The following is a 22985-nucleotide window of genomic DNA, read 5'->3' on the forward strand; positions in this document are numbered from 1 at the left end:
AATGAATCAGAATTCTACGTTCAGGCCAGCTACATACATCTTCGTCAGCGGGTTGCTCAGGTCACCTCCCCTCTCAGGATCATAATCTTTCACTTTGCTGAAAGTGAACAGGTTCTTACCTGTTACATAGACACGCAGATTACTCATATGCATGGTCTTCAACGCACCTGCTGGCAGTGTATAACCCAGTGAGATGTTACGGATCTTCACGAAAGAACCATCCTTATATCCCAGTGTTTTGATATAAGGCGTACCGTCTTTTGACACACTTGCATTTGGACGGGGATAGGCGTTAGTTTCATGCTCCGGCGTCCAGTAATCAAGTGGCGCACTATTTTCCAATCCCTGCGGGTCAAACTTGGCAGCATATTCTGAATTGATCCATTGCCCGATACGCGCAAACACATACACGTTCAGATCGAAATTCCTAAAGCGGATATCGTTATTGAAACCACCACTCCAGGTAGGTACCTGTTTACCAACTACAATGCGGTCGCTGGAATTCAGTACACCATTATTGTCCTGGTCACGCACTTTGATATCGCCGGGTTTGTTTTTGTATTTGGCAGCAGCATCTGCTTCTTTCGTTTGCCAGATACCGATCTTCTCATAGTCGAAGAATACTTTGACAGGCTGCCCAATGAACCAGCTGTTGGCTACATCATTGGTGTTGGCGTCCGCCAGTGCTACGATCTCTTCCTTGTTCTTTGAGAAGGTGATATTGGATGTCCAGCTGAATCCATTCACTCTCACATTGCTGGTATTGATACCCAGTTCTATACCTCTGTTCCTCGTTTTACCAATATTCTGGATCACTGAACTAACGCCCGAAGAACCAGGCAATGTTCTCTGCAGCAGCAGGTCTTTCGTATGTGTATCGTAATAGTCGATGGTAGCATTGATCCTGCCGTTCAGGAAACTCATGTCCAGTCCGATGTCAGTAGTGGAGGACAGTTCCCATTTCAGGAATTTATTACCAACCTGGCTGCCGATGGCATATCCCATTGCAGAGTTGGTATCATCATAAGAGAATGGGATCTTGGTCAGATAACTGGCCGTTGCATAAGGCGGTACCGCATCATTACCGGCAATACCATAGCTGGCACGCAGTTTCAGATCACTGAAGATATGCTGGTCACGCATGAAGGCTTCGTCAGAGATACGCCATGCTCCTGCAACAGATGGGAAGAAGGCCCATTTATTGCCGGGCGCCAGTTTGGAAGATCCATCAGAACGCCCTGTTAATGACAGAAGATATTTTCCTTTATAGCTATAGTTGATACGGCCTGTGAATGAGATCAGTTTGCTGGCCATATAGCTGGAACGGATAGCAATGCCGCTCACGCTGTTTTGCAAGGCATAGTATAGTTGTGAAGGGAGTAGTTGTCCTTCACCCTGCAGGAAACTGGAATCCCGCTGATCAGAGAGCAAGCTGGCTACGCCGGTCACTCCGAATGAATGATCGCCAATGGTACGCTGATAGTTCAACACATTCTCCCAGCTGAGAAAACGTCTGCTGCCGCTATTGAGCTGCGAACGGGAGGCCGAAGCCGTAGCACGGTCGATCGTATTTTTAGCTGCGTAGATCCCGGTACGTGTATTATCCAGTGTAACACCGAAGTTGGAACGTAGAGACAGGCCTTTTAAAGGTGTCAGCTCCACATAAGCGTTCACGAATGTGCGGGTCACCCGGCCATTGTTCTGATATGCATTGGGTTGTTCATCCGCCAGAGGGCTGATCATCGTGCCGCCGTTAGGAAATACGACCAGCTTACCGTCCTGATCATAAGGAAGGCCGAGCGGTATGATCTTGTTACCCTGATTCAGCGGATCACGGCGGCTATTCTGGTTGTAGTAGGTCACCTGGCTCTGCATACCCACTTTCAGGTAATCGTTTATGATCTGGTCGAGGTTCAGACGGGCGGAATATCTTTTCAGGTGATCGAGTTTGAAAAGCCCCTTTTCATCGAAATAATCCAGCGAGAGATAAACTTTCGTTTTATCAGCACCTCCGGATACACTTACCTGGTAATCCTGTTGCAGGCCATCATGGATCAGGAGGTCCGCATAGTTTGTCCAGAGGTTATTCTGGATGGCGTTCACTTCGGCTGCATTAAAGATCAGCGGATCATCTGCTTCCGTTTTCCAACGACCTGTAGTGCGGTTGGCTTCACGTTTCAGCGCTACATATTGTGGGCCGGTGGACATGTAGGGATAACCAGCTACCTGCGACGAGCCAACATATGTATTTACGGTTACACGTGGTTTACCACTAACGCCCTTTTTAGTCGTAACAATGATAACGCCGTTGGCGCCTCTGGAACCATAGATAGCCGTAGAGGAAGCATCTTTCAGTACTTCCATGGACTGGATATCGTTCGGGTTGATATCCTGGATGTTCTCGTACTGTACACCGTCTACGATATACAGGGGTCCGTTATCTGCACGGATAGAGCGGTTACCTCTGACGGTCACATTGACTTTAGCACCGGAGGCCCCACTGCTTTTGGTAATATCCACACCGGGCAGTTTACCCTGTACGGACTCCATCACATTCGTGGAAGGGATCTTCTTCAACTCTTCTCCTTTCACAGAAACAACAGCGCCGGTGAGGTCACGTTTCTTTACTTCACCGTAACCTACTACCACGACTTCATCCAGTTGTTTATTATCTTTTTCCAGTTTCACAAAGATGTTGCTGCTACCATTAATGTTTTGCGTCAGTGCCTGATATCCGAGATAACTGAATATCAAAACACCTGTTCTGGCATCGGGAACTGTAAGAGAAAATGCGCCGGTGGCGTCTGTCTGCACACCTGTTGTGGTACCTTTAAGTTGTATGTTCACCATTACGAGCGGCTCTCCTGTTGCTGCGTCGGAGACACGCCCTTTTATAACCTGGCTCTGTGCAAATGCCATCCCGGCAACGCCCAGCAATAGCCAGTACATCAATAACAGTTTTTTCATAACGTAATTTATATATGTCTCTAAATTTGGGTTCTGTTAATCCGCAACGGAATACTATTGCTACAGTGGCAATACAAAGCAGTACTGGTTTGTATCGGATCCTTCTACCGATATCCCCGAAACAATTCTACAGCTATATTCATTAATATGGAAAGGTTTGCAGGTATTTATTTACGCAAACGTTTGCGGAAAGCATGGTTTTTAGTGACTGACATATACTATTACAATTTGCTAGCTGTTAATGCGCAGCAGTGATCCGGAACCAATCAAAATCGGCAAATCCGGAATCGTTGATCTGTGAAGCCCGGGTACAGAAGATCCCTACTTTGGCGCCTATCCATCTGCCCGCTTGTGCAGTAAATGGTTTGCCTGCAGGAATGAATTGCCGGCCGTCCGGGCTATAGCTAAACTGGCAAACAGCCCCCTTGCTTACCTGCACGCGGAACCAGCAGGTGCTGTCTTTTACGGTGGTCAGTACTTCCTGTTCTTCTGCTGTTCCTTTATCGGCATGCAGACAGGAGGCATAAACCACTTGTAATGTATTACCCTTCTTCATAAGCGAGATACCTGCATAGTCTGTACCCATGACGATCAATCCCGTACGTTCGCCTTCCAGTGAAGGGTTAGGCGTAAAAGTAAGTTTGGTAGTAGCTGTAAAACTATCCGCAGGAAATTTCTGCAAAAGCAGATTTGGCACTTCCCAGTAGTTACGGCAGGAATCGGGCATCCGGGCGGAGAACAAACGTAAGACACCACGGGCCGGGAAAGGCATCATCCAGGTAGAGGCAGGGTTTGCCTGCCATTGCCATTGCAGTCCTGATGATTGTCCATTGAACTCGTCCGATTCCTGCGTTGTCATGGCTGTACTTCCTGCCAAAGGCTTACGATAGGTCATTACTGGTTCTCCCTTTCCGTCTTTGTCAGGATCATTGCCGATCACCGGCCAGTTATTCACCCATTGTAAAGGTTGCAGGTGCACCACACGGCCATAAGCGCCTTTGTCCTGGAAATGCAGAAACCAGCTGGAACCGGAAGGCATATCCACCCAGGCTCCCTGATGCGGGCCATTAATGGTCGTATTGCCCTGGTCCATCACGATCTTCTCCTCATAGGGACCGTAAATGTTCTTTGACCGCAATACCAATTGCCAACCGGTGCTTACACCTCCTGCCGGAGCGAATATGTAATAGAAGCCATTCCGTTTATATAATTTCGGGCCTTCCAGTGTAGGATGTGCGCCATGGCCATCAAATACCAGCACGCCTTCATCCGTTACTGCCGTTCCCGCTGCATTCAATCTGTTCAACGTCAATATGCTTTTAATACCCGCCCTGCTGCCCGCCCAGGCATGCACCAGGTACACCTTGCCATCGTCATCCCACAGCGGACAAGGATCTATAAGGCCCTTCCCTGCTTTTACCATTACCGGCTCTGACCATGGTCCGGCTGCATTTTTTGCTTTGATCATATAGATACCAAAGTCAGGATCAGGATAATAGATATAAAATTCTCCTTTGTGATAACGGATAGAGGGCGCCCAAACACCATTGCCATGCCTTACCTTAGTGAAGTGCTCAAAAGGCGGCTGCCGTTGCAGCGCATATCCGGTTATCTCCCAGTTCACCAGGTCTTTCGAATGTAGAATGGGCAGTCCCGGTGCAGCATTGAAACTGGAGGCTACAAGATAAAAATCGTTCCCTGCCCTGCAGGCGTCAGGATCAGAATAATCGGCATTAATAACAGGATTTTTGTAGGAGCCATTTCCCAGGTCCGGCACCCATGATTGTGATAGCTGCTGCCCGTAAACAGTGGAAAAACAGGTTAATCCGGCAGCCAGAAATATCAGCGCTTTATTCATCTGTGAGGCGTTTTTCATACGTGTTAGAATGACACCAATATAGTATAAAATAAATTATAAGTATATTTACTCATTACGTTATGAAATTCGAAGCTGCCACTATAAAAGATATCGCTATTGCGCTGGGGTTGTCCACCTCTACCGTGTCCCGTGCCCTGCGGGACAGTCATGAGATCAGTATTGCCACCAAACAGCTGGTTCTCGAATATGCCACCAGGATCAATTACCATCCTAACCCGATCGCATTAAGCCTGAAAGAAAAGCGAAGCCGCTCCATAGGCGTCATCGTCGCCGAGATTGCCAACAGTTTCTTCTCACAGGCCATCAACGGCATAGAATCCGTTGCGAAAGACAAAGGGTATAATGTAATGATCTCTCAGACGCATGAATCTTTCGACAAAGAAGTGATGACACTGCAATACCTGGCATCCCGCTCCATAGATGGACTGCTCATCTCTGTATCCAGCGGTACGGAGAACCTGGACCACCTGAAGGCATTACACGAAAGAGGCTTTCCTATCGTATTCTTTGACCGTATCGTTGAGGAGATACAGACCCATAAGGTGATGGTAGATAATTTCAGGGGCGCTTATGATGCCACACTCCACCTGATCAATAAAGGCTACAAACATATTGCGGTTATTGCAGGTCCTGAAAACCTGTCTATCAGCCGCGAGCGCATTGCAGGATACAGGGAAGCGCTGGCGCATACAAGGGTAAAACCTGGTAAGGCATTGATCAAATACAGCCGTTACGCCGGACTACAACTACAGGAAGTAGAACAGGCCGTGAGTCAGCTGTTGAAACTGCGCCCACGGCCTGATGCTATTTTTACGGCGTCAGATAAGCTGACCACCAACTGTATGCGTGTATTAAAAAGCAAGGGTATCCGTATTCCTCAGGACATTGCCCTGGTTGGCTTCTCTAATTCAGATCTGATAGAACTGCTGCACCCACCGCTGACCGTAGTCAGACAACCTGCCTTTGAAATGGGGCAGATCGCTACAAACCTTTTGTTACAACTAATAGAGAGCAAAAAGCCTGTAAAGGAATTCGAGAGAAAAATATTGAACACCAGCCTTATCGTACAAGCTTCATCCTGATGCAGCATATCATGCAGGCACCTGCTGAGCAGCCAGTTCCACGGTCAGCTCAGCAATCCTGTTGGAGATACCCACTTCATTGTCATACCAGGCCACTATTTTCACCAGGTTGCCTATCGCACGTGTCAGCGTTCCATCTACGATGGAAGAATGTGTATTCCCCAGGATATCTGCAGAAACCAGCGGTTCCTCTGTATATTCCAGTATCCCTTTCAGTGATGTATCCGCATAACTTTTGAACAGCTGATTGATCTCTGCTGCTGAAGCAGGTTTCACCAGGTTCAGCGACATATCTGCAATAGAACCGTCAATCACTGGTACCCTGTAAGAGAACCCATCCATTTTACCTTTCAAATCCGGCAATACATCGCCGATCGCCTTTGCCGCACCAGTGGTGGTAGGGATGATAGACTGCGTGGCAGCCCTGGCCCTTCTGTAATCTTTATGCGGACCATCCTGCAGCATCTGGTCCATCGTAAATGCATGCACAGTGCTCATATAACCAGATGCAATGCCATATTCCTTATCCAGCAGGTATAATACCGGTGCGATACAGTTCGTTGTACAGGAAGCCGTAGAAAGGATTTCATCTTCGACGCCTATCTGATCGTTGTTGACACCTGCTACGATCGTCTTTACACCGCCACTGGCAGGTGCCGTGATCAACACCTTTCCTGCTCCTGCAGTAATGTGCTGCTGCGCCAGTTCCCGCTGGGTAAAACGGCCTGTAGATTCAATCACTACATCTACGCCCAGTTGTGCCCAGGGCAGTTTCTCCGGCGACCGTTCATTCAGTAGCAGGATATTCTTACCATTCACAATAAGATGTTTATCATCGTGTGTCACTGTGCCCGGAAATTTCCCGTGAGATGTATCATATTTCAAGAGGTGCGCGAGCAACCCGATATCAGTGAGGTCATTAACTGCTACTACTTCCACTCCTTTCTTGTCCTGTAACGCTCTCAGCGTCATTCTGCCTATGCGTCCGAATCCATTGATAGCTACTTTCATCGTTATATATTTTTGGGTGATCAATTAAGTGTTTGTAATGATGTTCTGAAAGAACGGCGGTAATCCGACGGCGATACCATCATGTGCCGCATAAACGTGCGCCGCATGGAGACCAGCCCTCCCAGTCCGCATTTCTCTGCAATCTGTTCCATGCTCAGGTCACTATCTTCAAGATATTTTCTTGCTACTTCCACACGTACTTTCTCTACGAATTTTGCAGGTGTCATACCTGCTTCTTTGATGAATACGCGGTTGAAATTGCGCAGGCTCATATTGCTATGCTCAGCCAGGTGCTCTACGCGGAGATCTCCCTGTAAATGGCGGATCATCCAGGGATATAGCTTCCCTGCTATGGAATGCTCCATCGTATGCATCTGTGACAGAGAACTAAACTGTGACTGATAACCGGTGCGTTTCAGGTATAGTACCAGTTTGCGTGCGGCAGCGAGGGCCAGGTCTCTTCCATAATCTTCTTCCACCAATGCCAGCGAGAGGTCTATTCCGGAAGCCACACCTCCTGAAGTATATACATTACCATCACGCGTATAGAAAGGATTTGTATCTACTTTGATGCCGGGGTACCTTTGCTGGAAATCCTGGCTGAACTGCCAGTGAGTCGTGGCGTGTTTACCTTCCAGTATACCCGCTTCTGCCAGCGCATAAGTGCCCACACATACAGAGCAAATACGGCGCACTTTTGGATAAATGTTGTGCAGCCAGCTGATAAAGGCACCGCTGGTTTCCAGCATGGACATAGGAAAGCCTGCGATGATCAGTGTGTCAATAGGTTTGTCGATCGCATCTACCCTCACCTCGCAACTCAACTCCATACGGCTTTTTGTCGTGATCTTTTTTGTAGTGAGCGGAGAGGCAAGCAACACATTATATCCATCTCCTGGCGATGCCCCCATTTCGTTCAATATACCGTCTGCCGCGGTGAAGACGTCCACCGGACCGGCGATGTCCAACAGGAAAGTACCCGGCATAGGCACAATTACAACGAGTTTCTTTGTTTTTACCGGCATAAGATTGCTTGAACGTTACAAATTTAATATGTACAGAAGATGGCACAAATGCCATAATTTATACAATTTATGCCATTTAATGGCAATATTCCCCTGCCGAACACACACCATAAAATAAAGCTCCGTTTGCAGGCATCAGATAAAATAGCCTGTAAAGTTTCTTATCTTTAGCGCTTCAGCTAGTCATTACATACTTGGATATTACGGAATTACATAATGAGCGTGAACTATTGGGACAGATCGCAGCAGGTGATGAATCTGCATTCCGTACTATTCTCCGCTTTTACCATCCCAGGGTATTCTCCCATGCCCAGACCTTCACTAAGTCCTATCCCGAGGCAGAAGAAATCACCCAGGACATCTTCCTCCGAATCTGGCAGCAAAGGGAAAAACTGCCGGAGATCGAAAACTTCCGGAACTATCTGTTCATCCTGGGCCGTAACCAGATTATTTCCGCCATGCGCAAACAGGTCATGAAAACGGACACGGCTGCTGAAGACCCTATGGAAGATATACTCATCCCCGATCAGCAATACCAGTACAAAGAAACCTATGCGCTTATCCTGAAGGCGGTGGACAAACTTCCTCCGCGGCAGCGGGAAGTCTTCACCATGAGCAGGCTGGAACATCTCAGCCATGAACAGATAGCTGAAAAACTGAATATCTCAAAAGCAGCGGTAAACTGGCATATTGTACAGGCCCTGAACACCCTGAGGGCTTATTTGGCCAATTACCCTGAAGTACTTATTCTGCTGATAGCTATCGCTCCCATGTATTAATAAAATAAAAATCTGAATTTATTTTAGGGTTGACCTATTATCCTTCTCTTCCGTTTGCGTCTTTATATGTGCAAGGGACAAATATTTCATTCAGAACAACCGTACAGGCCAACAGCTCATGGATCATAACGTTTTTACTTCTTTACTGGAAAAGTATATCGACGGCAGCATCAGCACAGCCGAAAAAGCCCAATTTGCCCGCCTCATGGAGCTGCCGGAAAACCGGGAGATCCTGGAGCATGCCTTGCAGGATGCTATGCTGACTGACAAATATCTTTTCCCGGTACCAGCGGCTCAGACTGACCGTTTTATAGAACAGTTTACTACACAACTCCATGAGCCGCCACCTGCACCTGTTAAACCTATATATGTATACCGGCGCTGGGCTGCTGCCGCCGCCATTCTCTTATTATTGGGAACGGGCGCCTACTTCTGGTACAGGCACACGCCGGCTTCCCGCCCGATTACATCCGTTACACCCGCAAGACCGCTGCACGACGCCACACCAGGTGTAACGGGTGCCGTACTTACACTGGATGATGGCTCACAGGTGGTACTTGACAGCACCGGCAACGGCGTCATCGCCAATCAAAACGGCACAAAAGTGCTGCTCAGGAAGGGACAGCTGGATTATGAATCAGGCAGTCCTTCCGCTGGCATCTCCTACAATACCATGACCACTCCCCGCGGCCGTCAGTTTAAACTCGTGCTGCCGGATGGCACCAAAGTATGGCTCAATGCCGCCTCTTCCCTGAAATATCCAACCGCCTTCACAGGAAATGAAAGAAAAGTGGAGATCACCGGTGAGGCATACCTGGAAGTAGCACAGAATGCAGACAAACCCTTTATCCTGTCTGCTGCCAACAATGTTACCGTAAAAGTATTAGGCACCAGCTTCAATGTGAACGCCTATGCCGACGAAAATGCCGTACACACCATGCTGGTATCGGGTAGTGTACAGGTAGCCGCAATAAACGGCGATGCTCCTGTTACCCTGCAACCGGGCAAACAGGCAATCATACAGAAACGGTCAGGAAAGCTCAGCATACAGCCGGCCGATGAAGAGCAGGTGCTGGCATGGAAGAATGGCTATTTCTATTTTGACAGGGCCGATATACAGACCATCATGCGACAGATATCACGCTGGTATGATGTAGAAGTAGAATACAAAGAAATACCGGATAAAAAATTCAGCGGTACCATACCGAGAAATGTCAATGCTTCACAGGTATTTAAAATACTGGAGCTTACCGGTAATGTACATTTTAATATAGAGGGCAATAAAGTAACTGTAAGATCATAAACCAACCATACAAATCAATCAGCCACCACAACAATTGTATTTGTTCACATTTTAAACAGCATTTTATAGAAAACTACAAAACACATCTCTGAACCGTCTTCCCATTAAAAAATAAACCGGCGATGCGCTAACATCCCGGTTTGGTGGGCGACGAATGTAACGTTGGATCACATTTCTTCAACCAAAACAAATTTATGTATTTAACTGCTTTGTGCAAAAACAAAGAGCGTGGCTTTGCTTTGCCAACCAAAATCTGGATGATCATGAAATTGTCCTTTATACTTATGCTGGCTTGTACACTGCACGTCTGTGCAGCAGTAAATGCGCAGACCGTCACATTACACGGAAAAAATATCAGCCTGGAAAAGGCCTTTTCCGACATCCGTAAACAGACAGGGATTAACTTCTTCTATACAGCGGAAGACCTGGACCGTGCCGGGAAAGTGGATGCTGATATCAACAACCTTCAGCTTAAAGAAGCACTTTCCCTCCTTTTAAGGGATAAGGCGCTTACTTTTTCCATTGTGGATGGAGTTGTCATCATTAAGAAAAAAGAGGCTGTAAAAGCTCCGGAAACGGCTTTACCACCAGGAGATATCACCGGTAAGGTCACCAATGAAAAAGGTGAGCCCATACCGGGGGCCACCGTCATGGTGCTTGGCACCAAAAACGGTACGCTCACCAACTCTTCCGGCGTGTTTACCCTGCGCACCGGCAGTCAGGATGTGACCCTGATGGTAACCGCCATTGGTTTCAAACGCCAGGCGGTGAAAGTGAAGAATGATAATTCCCTGCAGGTCGTTCTGGAGCAGGAAGCTACCAAACTGGATGACGTCGTGATCTCTACCGGTCTGTTTAACCGCCGTAAAGAAAGCTTTACAGGCGCTGTGGCTACTTTTTCTGCCGAACAGCTGAAAACAGTCTCCAATCAGAATGTACTGAAATCACTCGCTATACTCGATCCCTCCTTTCAGATCGTTGAAAATCTGAATGCCGGCTCCAATCCCAACCAGATGCCGGACATACAGATGAGAGGACAAACGGGCTTCCCCGACCTAAAGGGAGACTATACTACCAATCCTAACCTGCCGCTTTTCATCCTGGACGGTTTTCAGACCACCCTGGAGAAAGTGAATGACCTGAACATGAACCTTGTGCAGAGCATTACCCTGCTGAAGGATGCTTCTGCAAAAGCTATCTATGGTTCCAAGGCAGGTAATGGCGTGGTGGTAATAGAAACCAAACCTCCCACTGCAGGCAAACTGAGGGTATCCTACAACGGCAGCATGGACATCACCGCTCCTGATCTCAGCAGCTATAAACTGACCAACTCCACGCAGAAGATTGACGCGGAAGTGCTGTCAGGCAAATACAGCTCTACGAACCCGGCTACCCAGGCAGACCTGTTACGTCAGTACAGCACTAATCTGCAGGCGGCCCTGGAAGGTGTGAATACCTATTGGCTATCACAACCACTCCGTAACGGTATCGGGCAGCGTCATGCCGTAGCCCTGGATGGCGGCGATGATGCGCTCCGTTATGCAGTTAGTCTGAACTACAACAATATAGCGGGTGTCATGAAGGGTTCAGACAGGAATACCATTTCAGGTATTATCAACCTCATATACCGGAAGAAGAATTTCCAGTTCAGGAACAGCCTTACCATAGACCGTAACCGCTCTGACAACTCTCCCTATGGCAGCTTTACGCAAACAGCCATGCTGAACCCTTACTGGAGAATCACAGACAACAACGGCAACTTTATCAAAACATACAATAATGGCGCCGCTGGCAATCCCATGTACAACGCCACCCTAAACTCAAAAGATTTCACTACCTATACCAATATCATTGAGAATTTCTACACCGACTGGGACGTAGCACGCAACCTGCGACTCACCGCCCGTGTAGGGATACAGGCACAGAAGAATGACCTGGAGCAGTTCACTCCGGCCAATCATTCCTCTTATGCCAATGTGCTGCCTGGTACCGATGCCTATCTCGACCGTGGGGAATATACCATCCGTAATGGAAAAATGAATAGCCTGAATGCCGACTTACTGGCCAACTACTCCTTCCGCCTCAACAAACATCATTTCTTCCTTAACGGTGCTTATTCCGTTACACAGGATGTCACCACTGCCAATGGTATGACAATGGTAGGTTTCCCGAACGACAAGATAGACGATATCTCATTCGGCTACCGCTATAAACCTGGCACCAAAGCCCTCGGAACGGAAAATACCAGCCGCTCCATTGCGCTTACTTCAGCACTTAACTACTCTTATGACGACCGCCTGCTGCTGGACCTCTCCTACCGCGGAAATGCCAGCTCCCAGTTTGGCGCCGACAGTCGCTGGGGGCTGTTCTGGTCAGCAGGTGCGGGCTGGAACCTGCACAGGGAAAAATTCATGCAGTCCTTTCATTTTGTTAATGTGCTGAAATTACGTGGTAGCGTTGGTACCACCGGTACACAGAACTTCAACTCCTACCAGGCGTTGGCCACCTATAACTACATCACCGACAGAACCTACAACGGAGATATGGGGCTTGATCTGGCTGCGCTTCCCAACCCACACCTGCAATGGCAGCAGGTACAGGATAACAATATCGGTGCAGACATCACCCTGTTCAACAGGCTCAGTCTGCGGTTTGATTACTATATCCGGGATACAAAGAACCTGCTGAGTGACATGATCGTTGCTCCTTCCGCAGGTTTTGACACCTATAAAGAGAACATCGGCGAGTCCCGCAACAAAGGCTTCCAGCTGGGCGCCAGCTTCCGGGTGTATACCAACAGTGAAACACGCACTTCTGTAAATGTCTTTGCCAACCTGGCGCAAAACACCAACCGTATACGCAAAGTCTCCAACTCACTCGTACAGCTCAATGAAGAGGCAGACGAAGATAAAGGAGACGTGACCACCGGCAACGGCGATAGCCGTAAACCAGCTACCCGCTTCGAACCAGGCCAGTCCATGACGGCAATATGGGTGGTACCATCAATGGGTATCGATCCTGCCAACGGTAAGGAGATCTTTATGAAAAAAGACGGTTCACTGACCTATGTATGGTCTGCCAAAGACTATATAGTAGGCGGCGACAGCAATCCGGAATACCAGGGATCCTTTGGCGCGAATGTGCAACATAACGGCTTGTCAGCCAACTTCGCATTCACTTTCAGGACCGGCGGACAACAATATAATTCTACACTCGTAAACAGGGTGGAAAATGCCGATTTCAATTACAATGTAGATATACGTGCGCTGGAACAACGCTGGAAACAGCCGGGCGACAGAACACTGTTCAAAGACATTGCTGACAAGACAGATACCAGGCCCAGCTCCCGTTTTGTACAGAACCTGCATGAACTGCTGTTCTCCTCTGTCAGCCTTGGTTATGATTTCAGCCGTGCCAACTGGCTCAGGGCGGCCAACATCAACCGTGTATACCTGGCTTTGAATATGAACGACCTGGCCCGGATCAGTTCCGTAAAAACAGAAAGAGGGCTGGATTATCCTTTTGCAAGGACCATCTCTACTTCTTTACAGATCACCTTTTAACAGTGCAATTATGAAATTCAGAAATATATTACTGCTGTTCATTCCGGTATTGCTCTTTACGGCCTGCAATAAGTTCCTGGATGTAAAGCCTAAAACACAGATCGATACAGATGATGCTTTCAGGGATGAACAAGGCTTCATGGATGCACTGACAGGCGTATACCTGAAGATGAACGAAAATGCCGTATACGGGCAAGAGCTCAGCTTCGGGCTGACAGAAGTATTGTCCATGCAGCACAGCCGCTTCCCCAGTACCTTTCATGAGTATTATTACGCCGCACAGTACAATTATACCAATGCGGCCATAAGAAGCAAGATAGATGGTATCTGGAAAGGACTGTACAATGCTATCGCCAATGACAACAGCCTTATAAGCCATCTGAATACAACCGATCAGAAAATGTTCAGGGACGTGAACTACAGCATTATCAGAGGAGAAGCATACGGCCTGCGGGCATTTATGCACTTCGACCTGCTGCGCCTGTTCGCTCCTGCTCCTGCTTCAGCGGGCGGTCTTGGCGCCAAAGCTATTCCCTACGTGGACCAGCTGACGGTAAACGCATTACCCCGGCTGACCGTACAGGAGGTCATCAACCGTATACTAGCCGATTGCGCTGTTGCCGAAGCAGCATTGAAAACAACAGACCCGATCGTACCCGGCAGCACTACGCCGGCCACTACCACCGGTTATCTGCGTGACCGCTCTTATAAATTCAACTACTTCGCTGTAAAAGCGCTGGAGGCAAGGATCTATCTCTATATTGGCGACAAAGAAAAAGCACTCGCCGCTGCTGAAGAGGTAATCAATGCCAATACATTTACCTGGGTAAATATTCCAGAGATATCTTCCGGCAACAAAGTATTTCCTTCAGAACTGATCTTCACTTTGTATAAGTCAGATATGGATGCATTCACGCAGACCTATTTCACACCAACCTCTAACAATGTGCTGACAAAAACAAGCAGTGATGAGTTCCTGGCCATTTACGAAACAGATGCCGATATCAGGTACACCGCACTTACTCAGCTGGAAAACACCTCAACCAATCTTCGGGTGTCTACCAAACTGGCACAGCCAACAGGGGTATCCACAAGCTTCCTCAGAAGAATGCCCATCATGCGTATTTCTGAATTGTATTATATCGCGGCGGAAGCAGTGAAGGAAAGCAATCCGGAGCAGGCAGTGACCTACCTCAATACTGTGAGAAGAGCCAGGAACGTACTGGCGGATCTTCCGACTACACTCACTACAGAACAGATACAGGAAGAAATATTCAAAGAGTACAGAAAGGATCTCTATTGTGAAGGACAGCTATTCTTCTATTACAAACGACTGAACCTGCCGACCATCGTTTATTCCAGTGTGACTGCCGACAATAAGGTATATGTGTTGCCTTTGCCTGACAATGAAGTGGAATACGGGAACGGGAATTAATTCAGTAACAAAAAAAGATCATCATGAAAACAGTTAATAAAATAACAGGTCTGTTGGTACTGCTGCTGTTTCTCCTGACAGCATGTGAAAAGGATATTTCTTCTTACAATAATGATCCGCGGGTCTATTTCTTCGAAAGGAATACAGACCTTACGCAAAGCCGTATCACTTTCAAATCTTTCTCCTTCCTGAAACTTCCGGCAGAAGTCACGAAAGATACCTTCCTGATCAGGGTGAAGATCATGGGGGATGCAGCGCCTTATGACCGTGTGGTACGTGGCCAGGCAATCCCCGACAGCACCACTGCCCAGGCAGGCAAACACTATGATTTCATAGACGGGATCATACCGGCAGACGCTATCACCGGTTACCTGCCGGTAGTATTATACCGCACTGCGGATATTGCTGATTCGTCTGTTACATTGAACCTGTCTATCGCTCCCACCAAAGATTTTAAACCAGGTGTTACGGAAGACGATGTCTTCACCCTCACCTGGAGCGATAACGTGGTAAAGCCCTCCAACTGGGATGGATTCATCAGTCTCTCTGCTTATTTTGGTACTTACAGCACTGTTAAATACCGCTTTATCATTGCCACCACCGGCATCGAACAATTCCCTTTACAGCAAAGCGGAAGGGTACCTCCAAAGGATGGTGAGTTCACCGCTGCTGCCATGAATGACATTAAGTCCATGCTGAAGGATGCACTGAAGTCATATAATGACAGCCATGATCCCGATCTCACCGATGAATTCGGACAACTGGTTACGTTCCCCTGATGAGGGCTATTATTAACAAACAATGATGCTGACATGAAATTTATTTCCAGATATATACTCCCCTCCCTGCTGTCGCTACTGGTGCTGAGCGCCTGTAAGAAAGACCTGGGCGACTATGATTATACTACCGTGGGCATGCCTGTAATAGATACTGCCGGTATTGGCAATCCCTACTACATTGAGCGCTATGCATCGTTACAGATCGATCCAGCTATCCACTACGAAGGGGGCGACACAAAGGCCCTGCGCTATCAATGGCTGCTGTATCCTAATATTACTAATAGCACCAGTGGCACAATAGAAGTAAAGACAATTTCAACAGAAAAAACACTGAATGTTCCTATTGTCGAGAAAGTAGGCGAATATCGTGTAGAGCTGATAGCGACGGATACTACCAACCAGCTGAAGGTGAATATGATCTTTACTGTTGTTGTGTCTGTAGGTATTGAATACGGTATCATGGTATTACATTCGGAACAGGACTCTTCCGACATTGATTTTATCACCACCGCTAATGCAGTACCTGTAGCAGGTATTACGCCTAAACACATCAGGCATATGTTCTCTGCATCCACCGGTAGTAAAATAGCCGGCGCACCGCGCTTTATTGCACAGGAAAGGCGCTCCCAAACTATGCAGAACTGGATAATGACCGGCAGTGAAGGACATATAGCCCGTCTGAGTGGTAGCGACTTTTCTTTACTGAGGGAAGATAAAGCACTCTTTCGCCGTAACGATGCAATAATAGATCCGCAGGCATTTATGTTGCTCGGCAACAGTTATAGTGCCCTGATCAATGGAGGCAGATTGCACATGTATACCACTGTCTATGAAACAGATGCTTTGTTCAGTGCCTCAGTTGCCGGTGATTATGAACTGGCGCCTTATTTCGCACAAGGCTCTTACTACAGCGTTGTAGCCGGTGTTTATGATCAGAAGCATGGTAAGTTCATTCACCCTGCATCGTTAGTTGGTTCCATGATAGATTTTGTTGCACCACCGGACAGCATACATCCGCCGTTCGACCTGCGTAATATCGGAAAAGACATGTTGTACATGGACCGTGGATTCAATAACTATACGCATGCCTTCTTCAAAGACAAGACCGGCAGCGGCTACTGGCTGTACATCATCAACTTTAATACTGCTGACAATGGCAATCTCGCCATAAGTGCCAATGATATGAGCATGCTGCCTGAAATAAGCGCTGCTAAATTCTTCCAGGCCAGTGAGCAGGGATATGTAGACCTCTATGCTACTGACCGGAAGATCTATGCATACAACTATCAGGGCACCAATACTGCAACACTGGCATTTGACGACTTACCTGCCGGAGAGACCATCACCTGCATGAAGATCTACAAACCCAATCCCAGTTATAACCTGACAACTGTAACTGGTTGGATACTGTATGTAGGTACCTGGGACGGTCAAAAGGGTAAGGTATATGAGCTGCAGCTGAATGCACTCAGTGGTCAGATCACATCCACACCGCTTAACGTATTCGAAGGATTTGGAAAGGTTGCTGACATCAGCTCTAAGTCGAGAGGTTCAGGAACCTATTAACAACGGAAATCAAAAACATTTATGAGAAAGAATTTAATGATCGCAGCAACAGTGATATTGTTGCTGATGAGCACTTACGTGTCTGCACAAAAGGGCTTCCGCGTTTCGCCCCAATATCCTAACGCCGGCGATACGGTCACTATTACCTACAATCCTGACAGCACCATACTGAAAGGACTAGCCCCGGTAACAGGCACGATCTATCTGTTTGCCGGCTTTAAATGGGAAGCGGATGACCTGAACATGCAAATGACAGATTCCGGCTGGGCGGCCAGGTATATATTACCCGCCGACGCCCGTTTACTGGTCTGCGACTTCAGTGCTGCAGGAAAAACGGACAAAGGGGGTAAGATGACCTACGCATGGATGCTCTCCGGCGACGACCACAAAATATTGCCGGGGGCTTTTGCAGGATGGGCATTTCTACGTGCCAGGTCCATTCACCAGCGTATTCCGGATGCGGTTGACACCATTGCACTGATCAATGATGAATTGGCCTTACAATGGATGATCTGGGAAACAAGAGATCATCCCGAGAGTGCCAGAAAGATCTTTTACAATGCCTGCACATTTATGAAGAATCATTATGGCCGCCGCGCCGATTCGACCATAAAGGAGCAGATCAAATACATTACTTCACTGCCTGATGTTACGGAAGAAGAGCTGATATCTGTTTCCCGCGCCTATCATGACCTGCTGTATAGCAAAACCAGCGCGGACTCCATGAACAATATCATCATACAGAAATTCCCCACAGGCATTACTGCCAGGGATAAATGGATATACAGGATGTTCCGCGAATCCGACAAAAGGGACAGCCTATGGGAACACTTCGTACAGTTATTCCCGCTGAAGAAATTCAGTAACGTAGACACTGAGATAGATCAGATGTACTATCAGAAAGTATACAAAGCTGTGGCCTATACTCCGATCATTAAACGTAATGATTATAGTGTCATGTATGAAATGATACCGGATGCACCACTGATCTGTCTGACAGAGTTTCACCGGCAGGTGATCATGAACCCGTTTGAACATAATACAGTAAAGCCGGACTCCATTCTCCCCTACTCCCTGGCCATCGTTGACCAGCTGGAAAAATTATCCGGAAAGAAACAGGGCGCGGAAAGCCAGTTCCTCTCGCCTTCTGCCTGGAAGCTCCATGTACTCCAATATAGCAGCCCTGCATTTTTCGGTCACGCTTTGCTGCTGCATATGACAGGCGACGATAAACGCGCCCTGGCATATATGGAAAAAGCAAACACATACCATGATCCGGAACGGGTTGGCGCCGAATTTAACGGGCTGTATACCACCTTACTGGAAAAGAACGGTAAACATGCGGAAGCCATCCAGGTAGTAGAAAACAGTGTACGTGAGAATAAGGTTACTCCTGAAATGATCGCCATGCTGAAAAAAGAATACGTTACCAAACATAAAAGCGAGGCAGGCTTTGAGGCTTACTTCAACAACATGAAGAATCCCGATCAGCTGAAAGCGCAACAGGAGCATCTGAAATCAGCCCTGATCAGGCAGGCTATTCCATCCTTTAAACTGGAGCAAATGAAAGGCGGATACGCTGATCTGGCAAAACAAAAAGGCAAGATAGTCGTGCTGGACTTCTGGGCTACCTGGTGTGGCCCTTGTAAAGCAGCACTTCCGGGTATGCAAATGGCGGTGGACAAGTATAAAAATGATGACAAGGTCGCTTTCTATTTCATCGCCACCCAGGAAACAAAACCCAACTACCGTGAGGAACTCAAAGCCTATATCAAAGAGAAGAATTACAACATCAACGTGCTCTACGACGCACCCAGTAAGAAGACTGGCCACCTGGACGACACCTATTCCAAATACGCAGAGCTGATGCACTTCTCCGGTATTCCGCAAAAAATGATCATTGACGGAAACGGAATGGTAAGATGGATATCCACCGGTTACATGGGAAGCCCCAGTGCACTGGTCGATGAAATATCCTATGTCGTTGAACTGCTGAAAAAAGAGAATTGATATGTTAAGATTGTTACTGATTGTCCTGATTATTCCTCTACTGATACCTGGCCGTCTATGCGGCCAGGTATTACCCTATCGCAGCGAGGCTGTACACTTCAGCAATGCTGATGGCAGTATCCGTTTTGGTGGCACGCTTACGATACCGGTGGGTAAGAAACGCTATCCTGCCATTGTACTGGTATCTGGTACAGGTAAACAGGACAGGGATGCCACCATGGCAGGACACCCCATGTTCCGCGTACTGGCTGACTCCCTGACCCGCAGGGGCTTTGCCGTATTACGCACAGACGACCGCGGCGTGGGCGAGACAACGGGAAAATATGAAGACGCCACTACTAAAGATTTTGCAGATGATGCCCTGGCCGCTGTACACTTCCTCAAACAACATAAAGCGGTCCGTAAAGTTGGCATCATGGGACATAGCGAAGGCGGCGCCGCTGCCATCATTGCGGCAGGTTCCTCCCGTGACATCAACTTTGTGATCACCCTGGCAGGCCTTGCCATCAACGGGCTGGATGCATTGAAATTACAGAACTACGCCATCACCAAATCGGCGAAGATCAGTGACTATGACCGCAATCGTTATGACACCATCAACACACGGATGTTTGACACTGTTTACAGGTATGTCGGTGCTCCTGAACTGGAAAGTAAACTGCGGAGTACCTACGCAGCCTGGAAACAAGCCGATGACAGTGCCTTTAAGAAAGATTTCCCGGATAAGTACGATCATCTGCGCTTTTTCCTCGAATCTTACATCACACAGGCAAAAGGTCCCTGGTATCAATACCAGATCAGGTTTGACCCCGTCCCCTATCTGCAGCAAATCAAAGTGCCTTTCCTCGCATTGAACGGAGATAAGGATATCATGGTCACCTACAAGGAAAACCTTGACATGATCGCTACTACGCTGAAACAGGCAGGTAACGCGAAAGTGACAACACATGTCCTGCCGGGTACCAACCACCTCTTTCAGCACTGTGTAACCTGCACAAGAGAAGAAAGCAGCACTTTACAGGAAGACTTTTCTGCAGAAGCATTTACGACTATCATTCAATGGCTGCAGCCATTTCTGAAATAATTCGCTTCTTTGTTGAAGATCAATAGATAAATGACAAACGCGGCTTATCGAGGCCGCGTTTTTGTATTTCCCCCCTCGACGATTTCGTACATTTACCCACAATTTTAACCACTTTTCAGACGTTTCTCCGGCCCAATACCTCAAATTGCAACAGCGTATCTGTATCGCAGCCGGAAGGTCTTAATTTGGTCTTATTTTTGCCAGACAGCTACCATCAACTCAGCTATTCATTCAACTTCAACCGGTTGGATACAATAAGACAAGACATGAAAGCGATCACACTCAGGCAGTTTGGCACCACGGACAATTTCTTCTTTACGGAAACTGATACCCCGGCAATCAATGATAACGACGTACTTGTAAAGATATATTCCACCGCCTTCAATCCCATCGACTACCAGATGAGAATAGGCGCCAATGAAAGTAAACGCATGCACTCGCATATCCTGGGAAGGGAATTTTCCGGGGTCGTGGCGAATAAAGGCAAATCCGTAAAAGATCTTGAGATCGGAGATACTGTATACTGTGCGTCCGGCAGCATGGGCTCCAACGGCACCTATGCGGAATATATCAGTGTGCCACAACAGATCCTTGCAAAGATGCCGGCCAATCTCAGCTTTGACCAGGCAGCGGCCCTGCCCATCAGTGCCCTGACCGCTATGCAATGCTGTAACCGGCTCAAAGTATCCCCCGAAGAATCCGTCTTCGTCAGCGGAGGCGCCGGTGGTGTAGGGCTGGTATTAGTCAAGATCCTGCTTTCCCAGGGCATCCGCAAGATCGTTACCACTGCAGGCAATCCCGGTAGCAGGCAGGAACTGATCAATGCCGGGCTCAGATACGATCAGATCGTCGACTATAAAGCAGCTAATGCCATTTCCCTCATTATCCAGGCTAATGGCAACCAGCTGTTTGATTATTGTATAGACCTTGTGGGCAGAAAGATGTCTGAACTCTGCAGCAATATCGTACGATTGAACGGGACTTATGTAGACGTAACTGCATTCACCACAGAAGAGGCCCGTGAGAATCTCTTCAATATCGGGGCTGTAGTGGTCCATATCTCCAACTACGCCTATAGCCTGAAAGGCAATTTCTCGTATTATGGCGACCTCTTACGACGTATCACTGCCCTGGTGGAAAAAGGCGTCATCAGTCCCTCTCCTATTCAGGTGGTAGGCGACTTCGAACTTGAGACCGTCAAAAAGGCACATACGCTCATGGAGACAAATCAGACGAAAGGCCATAAACTCATCATGCGTATCAGCGAATAATAAAGGGTGTATCAACAAGCCGTGGAGCTGGCCTGTTGATACACCCTGTTGGTATTAATATGGCAGGATATGGATTGGTTATTTTTCCGGCGGACAAACCTGCATCAGTTCCACCGCGCTGCTGGCCTCGTAGGACTGCACAATGCCGGAAGGACAAGGCACTTTGTAATTCCGGTACATGATCCCTCTTGTAGCATCCCGGTTTCCAAAGGCCATATTGATGTTCCTGCGGATCCATGGCAGGTATTGCTGCTGCCCCGCATCTTTCACCAGCGTCATGATATAATGGCCGAAAATTGCCTTCAGCACACCCTGCTCATTCCAGTCTCCTTCAGCGGGCAGAATGCCATCCACATCACACATCTTCTGCTGTGTATAATCAGCTCCCTTCTTTGCATTGTCCAGGTAAGACTGCTGACCGGTAGCCTTGTACAACATTACAGCAGCACCGATGAAAGTGCCCTGGTTATAGGTATAATCAGAAAATCCTTTATTGCCTTTGATGTTGTTATCTGCCGCCCTGCCACTAGTGCTATCGGTCAGATTCGCCAGCGACCAGCTATAGATATCTTTCGCCTTGTTCAGGTAAGACGTATCCTTAGTAATATTGTACAGCGTCATGGCTGCAATCACAGTCGGGAAGTTGATGCAGGAGTTCTTGCCGGTATGATTGAAGTCCCACCACATACCACCGGCTGCAGGATCGTATGATTCCTTATAGACATACTGAAATCCTTCTACAGACCTGTCCAGGTATTCCTTATTACCCGTGATCTCATGTGCCCTGGCCAGGGAAATGATCCACCACATCATATCATCATAAATGAACCATACTACTTTATTGCTCCAGTTGTATTTATCATAACGATTATAACCACCCTGGTACAGGTCATCTATCATTTTACGGTGAGCGGCATCGCCAGTACGTTTATAGGTATCCATGATCAGGTCCCAGTACACTGCCTGTGTCCAGATAGCGCCTATATCCTTCTTTTCCGTATTGGAATAATACAGCTTATCTGTAGTGCTGTAAAAATACTGGTTGAAGGTATTAAAAGCAGCGGTGGCATCTTTCGATGTAAAAGACACGGGAGGCAATACCGGAGGATCTTCAGTTCCTACTCCCGGCGTATTGCTTTTACCACAGGAGATGCTTGCCAGCAGCACTGCCACGGTCAGAAAACAACGTAATTTATTCATCACAAAAACAAGTTAGTGTCGGTTAATAAAG

15 protein-coding genes are annotated in these 22985 nt (G+C 47.6%); 10 read left to right on the plus strand and 5 right to left on the minus strand.

Going from position 1 to position 22985, the window contains the following annotated elements:
* Positions 1-6: 6 nt before the first annotated feature.
* Positions 7-2967 carry a TonB-dependent receptor gene (locus F3I09_RS23760; RefSeq protein ID WP_149697545.1) on the minus strand — a complete coding sequence of 987 codons (2961 nt, stop codon included), beginning with the start codon at positions 2965-2967 and terminating at the stop codon, positions 7-9.
* Between the two features lie 238 nt (positions 2968-3205).
* Positions 3206-4843, minus strand: a complete 1638-nt coding sequence (locus F3I09_RS23765; protein ID WP_223233355.1) for a glycoside hydrolase 43 family protein — start codon at positions 4841-4843, stop codon at positions 3206-3208.
* A 62-nt stretch (positions 4844-4905) separates the two neighbouring features.
* Here F3I09_RS23765 and F3I09_RS23770 point away from each other — a divergent pair, with 62 nt between their 5' ends.
* Positions 4906-5928, plus strand: coding sequence for a LacI family DNA-binding transcriptional regulator (locus tag F3I09_RS23770; RefSeq protein WP_149697546.1), 1023 nt, complete (start codon positions 4906-4908; stop codon positions 5926-5928).
* Positions 5929-5937: 9 nt separating this feature from the next.
* On the opposite strand, the gene gap is transcribed toward F3I09_RS23770, so the two are convergent.
* Positions 5938-6945, minus strand: a complete 1008-nt coding sequence (gene gap / locus F3I09_RS23775) for a type I glyceraldehyde-3-phosphate dehydrogenase (RefSeq protein ID WP_370512666.1) — start codon at positions 6943-6945, stop codon at positions 5938-5940.
* Positions 6946-6959: 14 nt separating this feature from the next.
* Positions 6960-7964 carry a GlxA family transcriptional regulator gene (locus F3I09_RS23780; protein WP_149697548.1) on the minus strand — a complete coding sequence of 335 codons (1005 nt, stop codon included), beginning with the start codon at positions 7962-7964 and terminating at the stop codon, positions 6960-6962.
* Positions 7965-8158: 194 nt separating this feature from the next.
* Between F3I09_RS23780 and F3I09_RS23785 the strand changes: the two genes are divergently transcribed.
* The 9 genes from F3I09_RS23785 (at position 8159) to F3I09_RS23825 (ending at position 21754) form a co-directional block, all read left to right on the plus strand.
* Complete coding sequence (locus F3I09_RS23785) at positions 8159-8743, plus strand: RNA polymerase sigma factor (protein WP_188133932.1); 585 nt, start codon at positions 8159-8161, stop codon at positions 8741-8743.
* Positions 8744-8861: 118 nt separating this feature from the next.
* Positions 8862-10046, plus strand: coding sequence for a FecR family protein (locus F3I09_RS23790; RefSeq protein ID WP_149697550.1), 1185 nt, complete (start codon positions 8862-8864; stop codon positions 10044-10046).
* 263 nt (positions 10047-10309) lie between these two features.
* Positions 10310-13609, plus strand: a complete 3300-nt coding sequence (locus F3I09_RS23795) for a SusC/RagA family TonB-linked outer membrane protein (protein WP_188133933.1) — start codon at positions 10310-10312, stop codon at positions 13607-13609.
* 10 nt (positions 13610-13619) lie between these two features.
* Entirely contained in the window at positions 13620-15044 is a 1425-nt protein-coding gene (locus F3I09_RS23800; RefSeq protein WP_149697552.1) for a RagB/SusD family nutrient uptake outer membrane protein, read from the plus strand.
* A gap of 23 nt (positions 15045-15067) precedes the next feature.
* Positions 15068-15823: a DUF4843 domain-containing protein gene (locus tag F3I09_RS23805; RefSeq protein ID WP_149697553.1), complete on the plus strand. Its 756-nt coding sequence runs from the start codon at positions 15068-15070 to the stop codon at positions 15821-15823.
* A 33-nt stretch (positions 15824-15856) separates the two neighbouring features.
* Entirely contained in the window at positions 15857-17389 is a 1533-nt protein-coding gene (locus tag F3I09_RS23810) for a PKD-like family lipoprotein (protein WP_149697554.1), read from the plus strand.
* A gap of 21 nt (positions 17390-17410) precedes the next feature.
* Complete coding sequence (locus F3I09_RS23815) at positions 17411-19399, plus strand: TlpA disulfide reductase family protein (RefSeq protein WP_149697555.1); 1989 nt, start codon at positions 17411-17413, stop codon at positions 19397-19399.
* A 1-nt stretch (position 19400) separates the two neighbouring features.
* Entirely contained in the window at positions 19401-20483 is a 1083-nt protein-coding gene (locus tag F3I09_RS23820) for a S9 family peptidase (protein WP_149697556.1), read from the plus strand.
* A 266-nt stretch (positions 20484-20749) separates the two neighbouring features.
* Entirely contained in the window at positions 20750-21754 is a 1005-nt protein-coding gene (locus tag F3I09_RS23825) for an NADP-dependent oxidoreductase (protein ID WP_149697557.1), read from the plus strand.
* A 78-nt stretch (positions 21755-21832) separates the two neighbouring features.
* Here the strand turns inward: F3I09_RS23825 and F3I09_RS23830 are convergent, their stop codons facing one another.
* Positions 21833-22954, minus strand: a complete 1122-nt coding sequence (locus F3I09_RS23830) for a glycoside hydrolase family 76 protein (RefSeq protein ID WP_149697558.1) — start codon at positions 22952-22954, stop codon at positions 21833-21835.
* Between the last annotated feature and the right edge of the window lie 31 nt (positions 22955-22985).

The organism is Chitinophaga sp. CF418, assembly GCF_900142925.1.
Classification (GTDB): domain Bacteria; phylum Bacteroidota; class Bacteroidia; order Chitinophagales; family Chitinophagaceae; genus Chitinophaga.

What these genes read in the sequence shown, in the direction of transcription:
- F3I09_RS23760 (WP_149697545.1), bottom strand. Translation starts at nt 2,967, where the DNA reads ATGAAAAAACTGTTATTGATGTACTGGCTATTGCTGGGCGTTGCCGGG.
- F3I09_RS23765 (WP_223233355.1), bottom strand. Translation starts at nt 4,843, where the DNA reads ATGAAAAACGCCTCACAGATGAATAAAGCGCTGATATTTCTGGCTGCC.
- F3I09_RS23770 (WP_149697546.1), top strand. Translation starts at nt 4,906, where the DNA reads ATGAAATTCGAAGCTGCCACTATAAAAGATATCGCTATTGCGCTGGGG.
- F3I09_RS23780 (WP_149697548.1), bottom strand. Translation starts at nt 7,964, where the DNA reads ATGCCGGTAAAAACAAAGAAACTCGTTGTAATTGTGCCTATGCCGGGT.
- F3I09_RS23790 (WP_149697550.1), top strand. Translation starts at nt 8,862, where the DNA reads ATGGATCATAACGTTTTTACTTCTTTACTGGAAAAGTATATCGACGGC.
- F3I09_RS23795 (WP_188133933.1), top strand. Translation starts at nt 10,310, where the DNA reads ATGAAATTGTCCTTTATACTTATGCTGGCTTGTACACTGCACGTCTGT.
- F3I09_RS23800 (WP_149697552.1), top strand. Translation starts at nt 13,620, where the DNA reads ATGAAATTCAGAAATATATTACTGCTGTTCATTCCGGTATTGCTCTTT.
- F3I09_RS23805 (WP_149697553.1), top strand. Translation starts at nt 15,068, where the DNA reads ATGAAAACAGTTAATAAAATAACAGGTCTGTTGGTACTGCTGCTGTTT.
- F3I09_RS23810 (WP_149697554.1), top strand. Translation starts at nt 15,857, where the DNA reads ATGAAATTTATTTCCAGATATATACTCCCCTCCCTGCTGTCGCTACTG.
- F3I09_RS23815 (WP_149697555.1), top strand. Translation starts at nt 17,411, where the DNA reads ATGAGAAAGAATTTAATGATCGCAGCAACAGTGATATTGTTGCTGATG.
- F3I09_RS23820 (WP_149697556.1), top strand. Translation starts at nt 19,401, where the DNA reads ATGTTAAGATTGTTACTGATTGTCCTGATTATTCCTCTACTGATACCT.
- F3I09_RS23825 (WP_149697557.1), top strand. Translation starts at nt 20,750, where the DNA reads ATGAAAGCGATCACACTCAGGCAGTTTGGCACCACGGACAATTTCTTC.
- F3I09_RS23830 (WP_149697558.1), bottom strand. Translation starts at nt 22,954, where the DNA reads ATGAATAAATTACGTTGTTTTCTGACCGTGGCAGTGCTGCTGGCAAGC.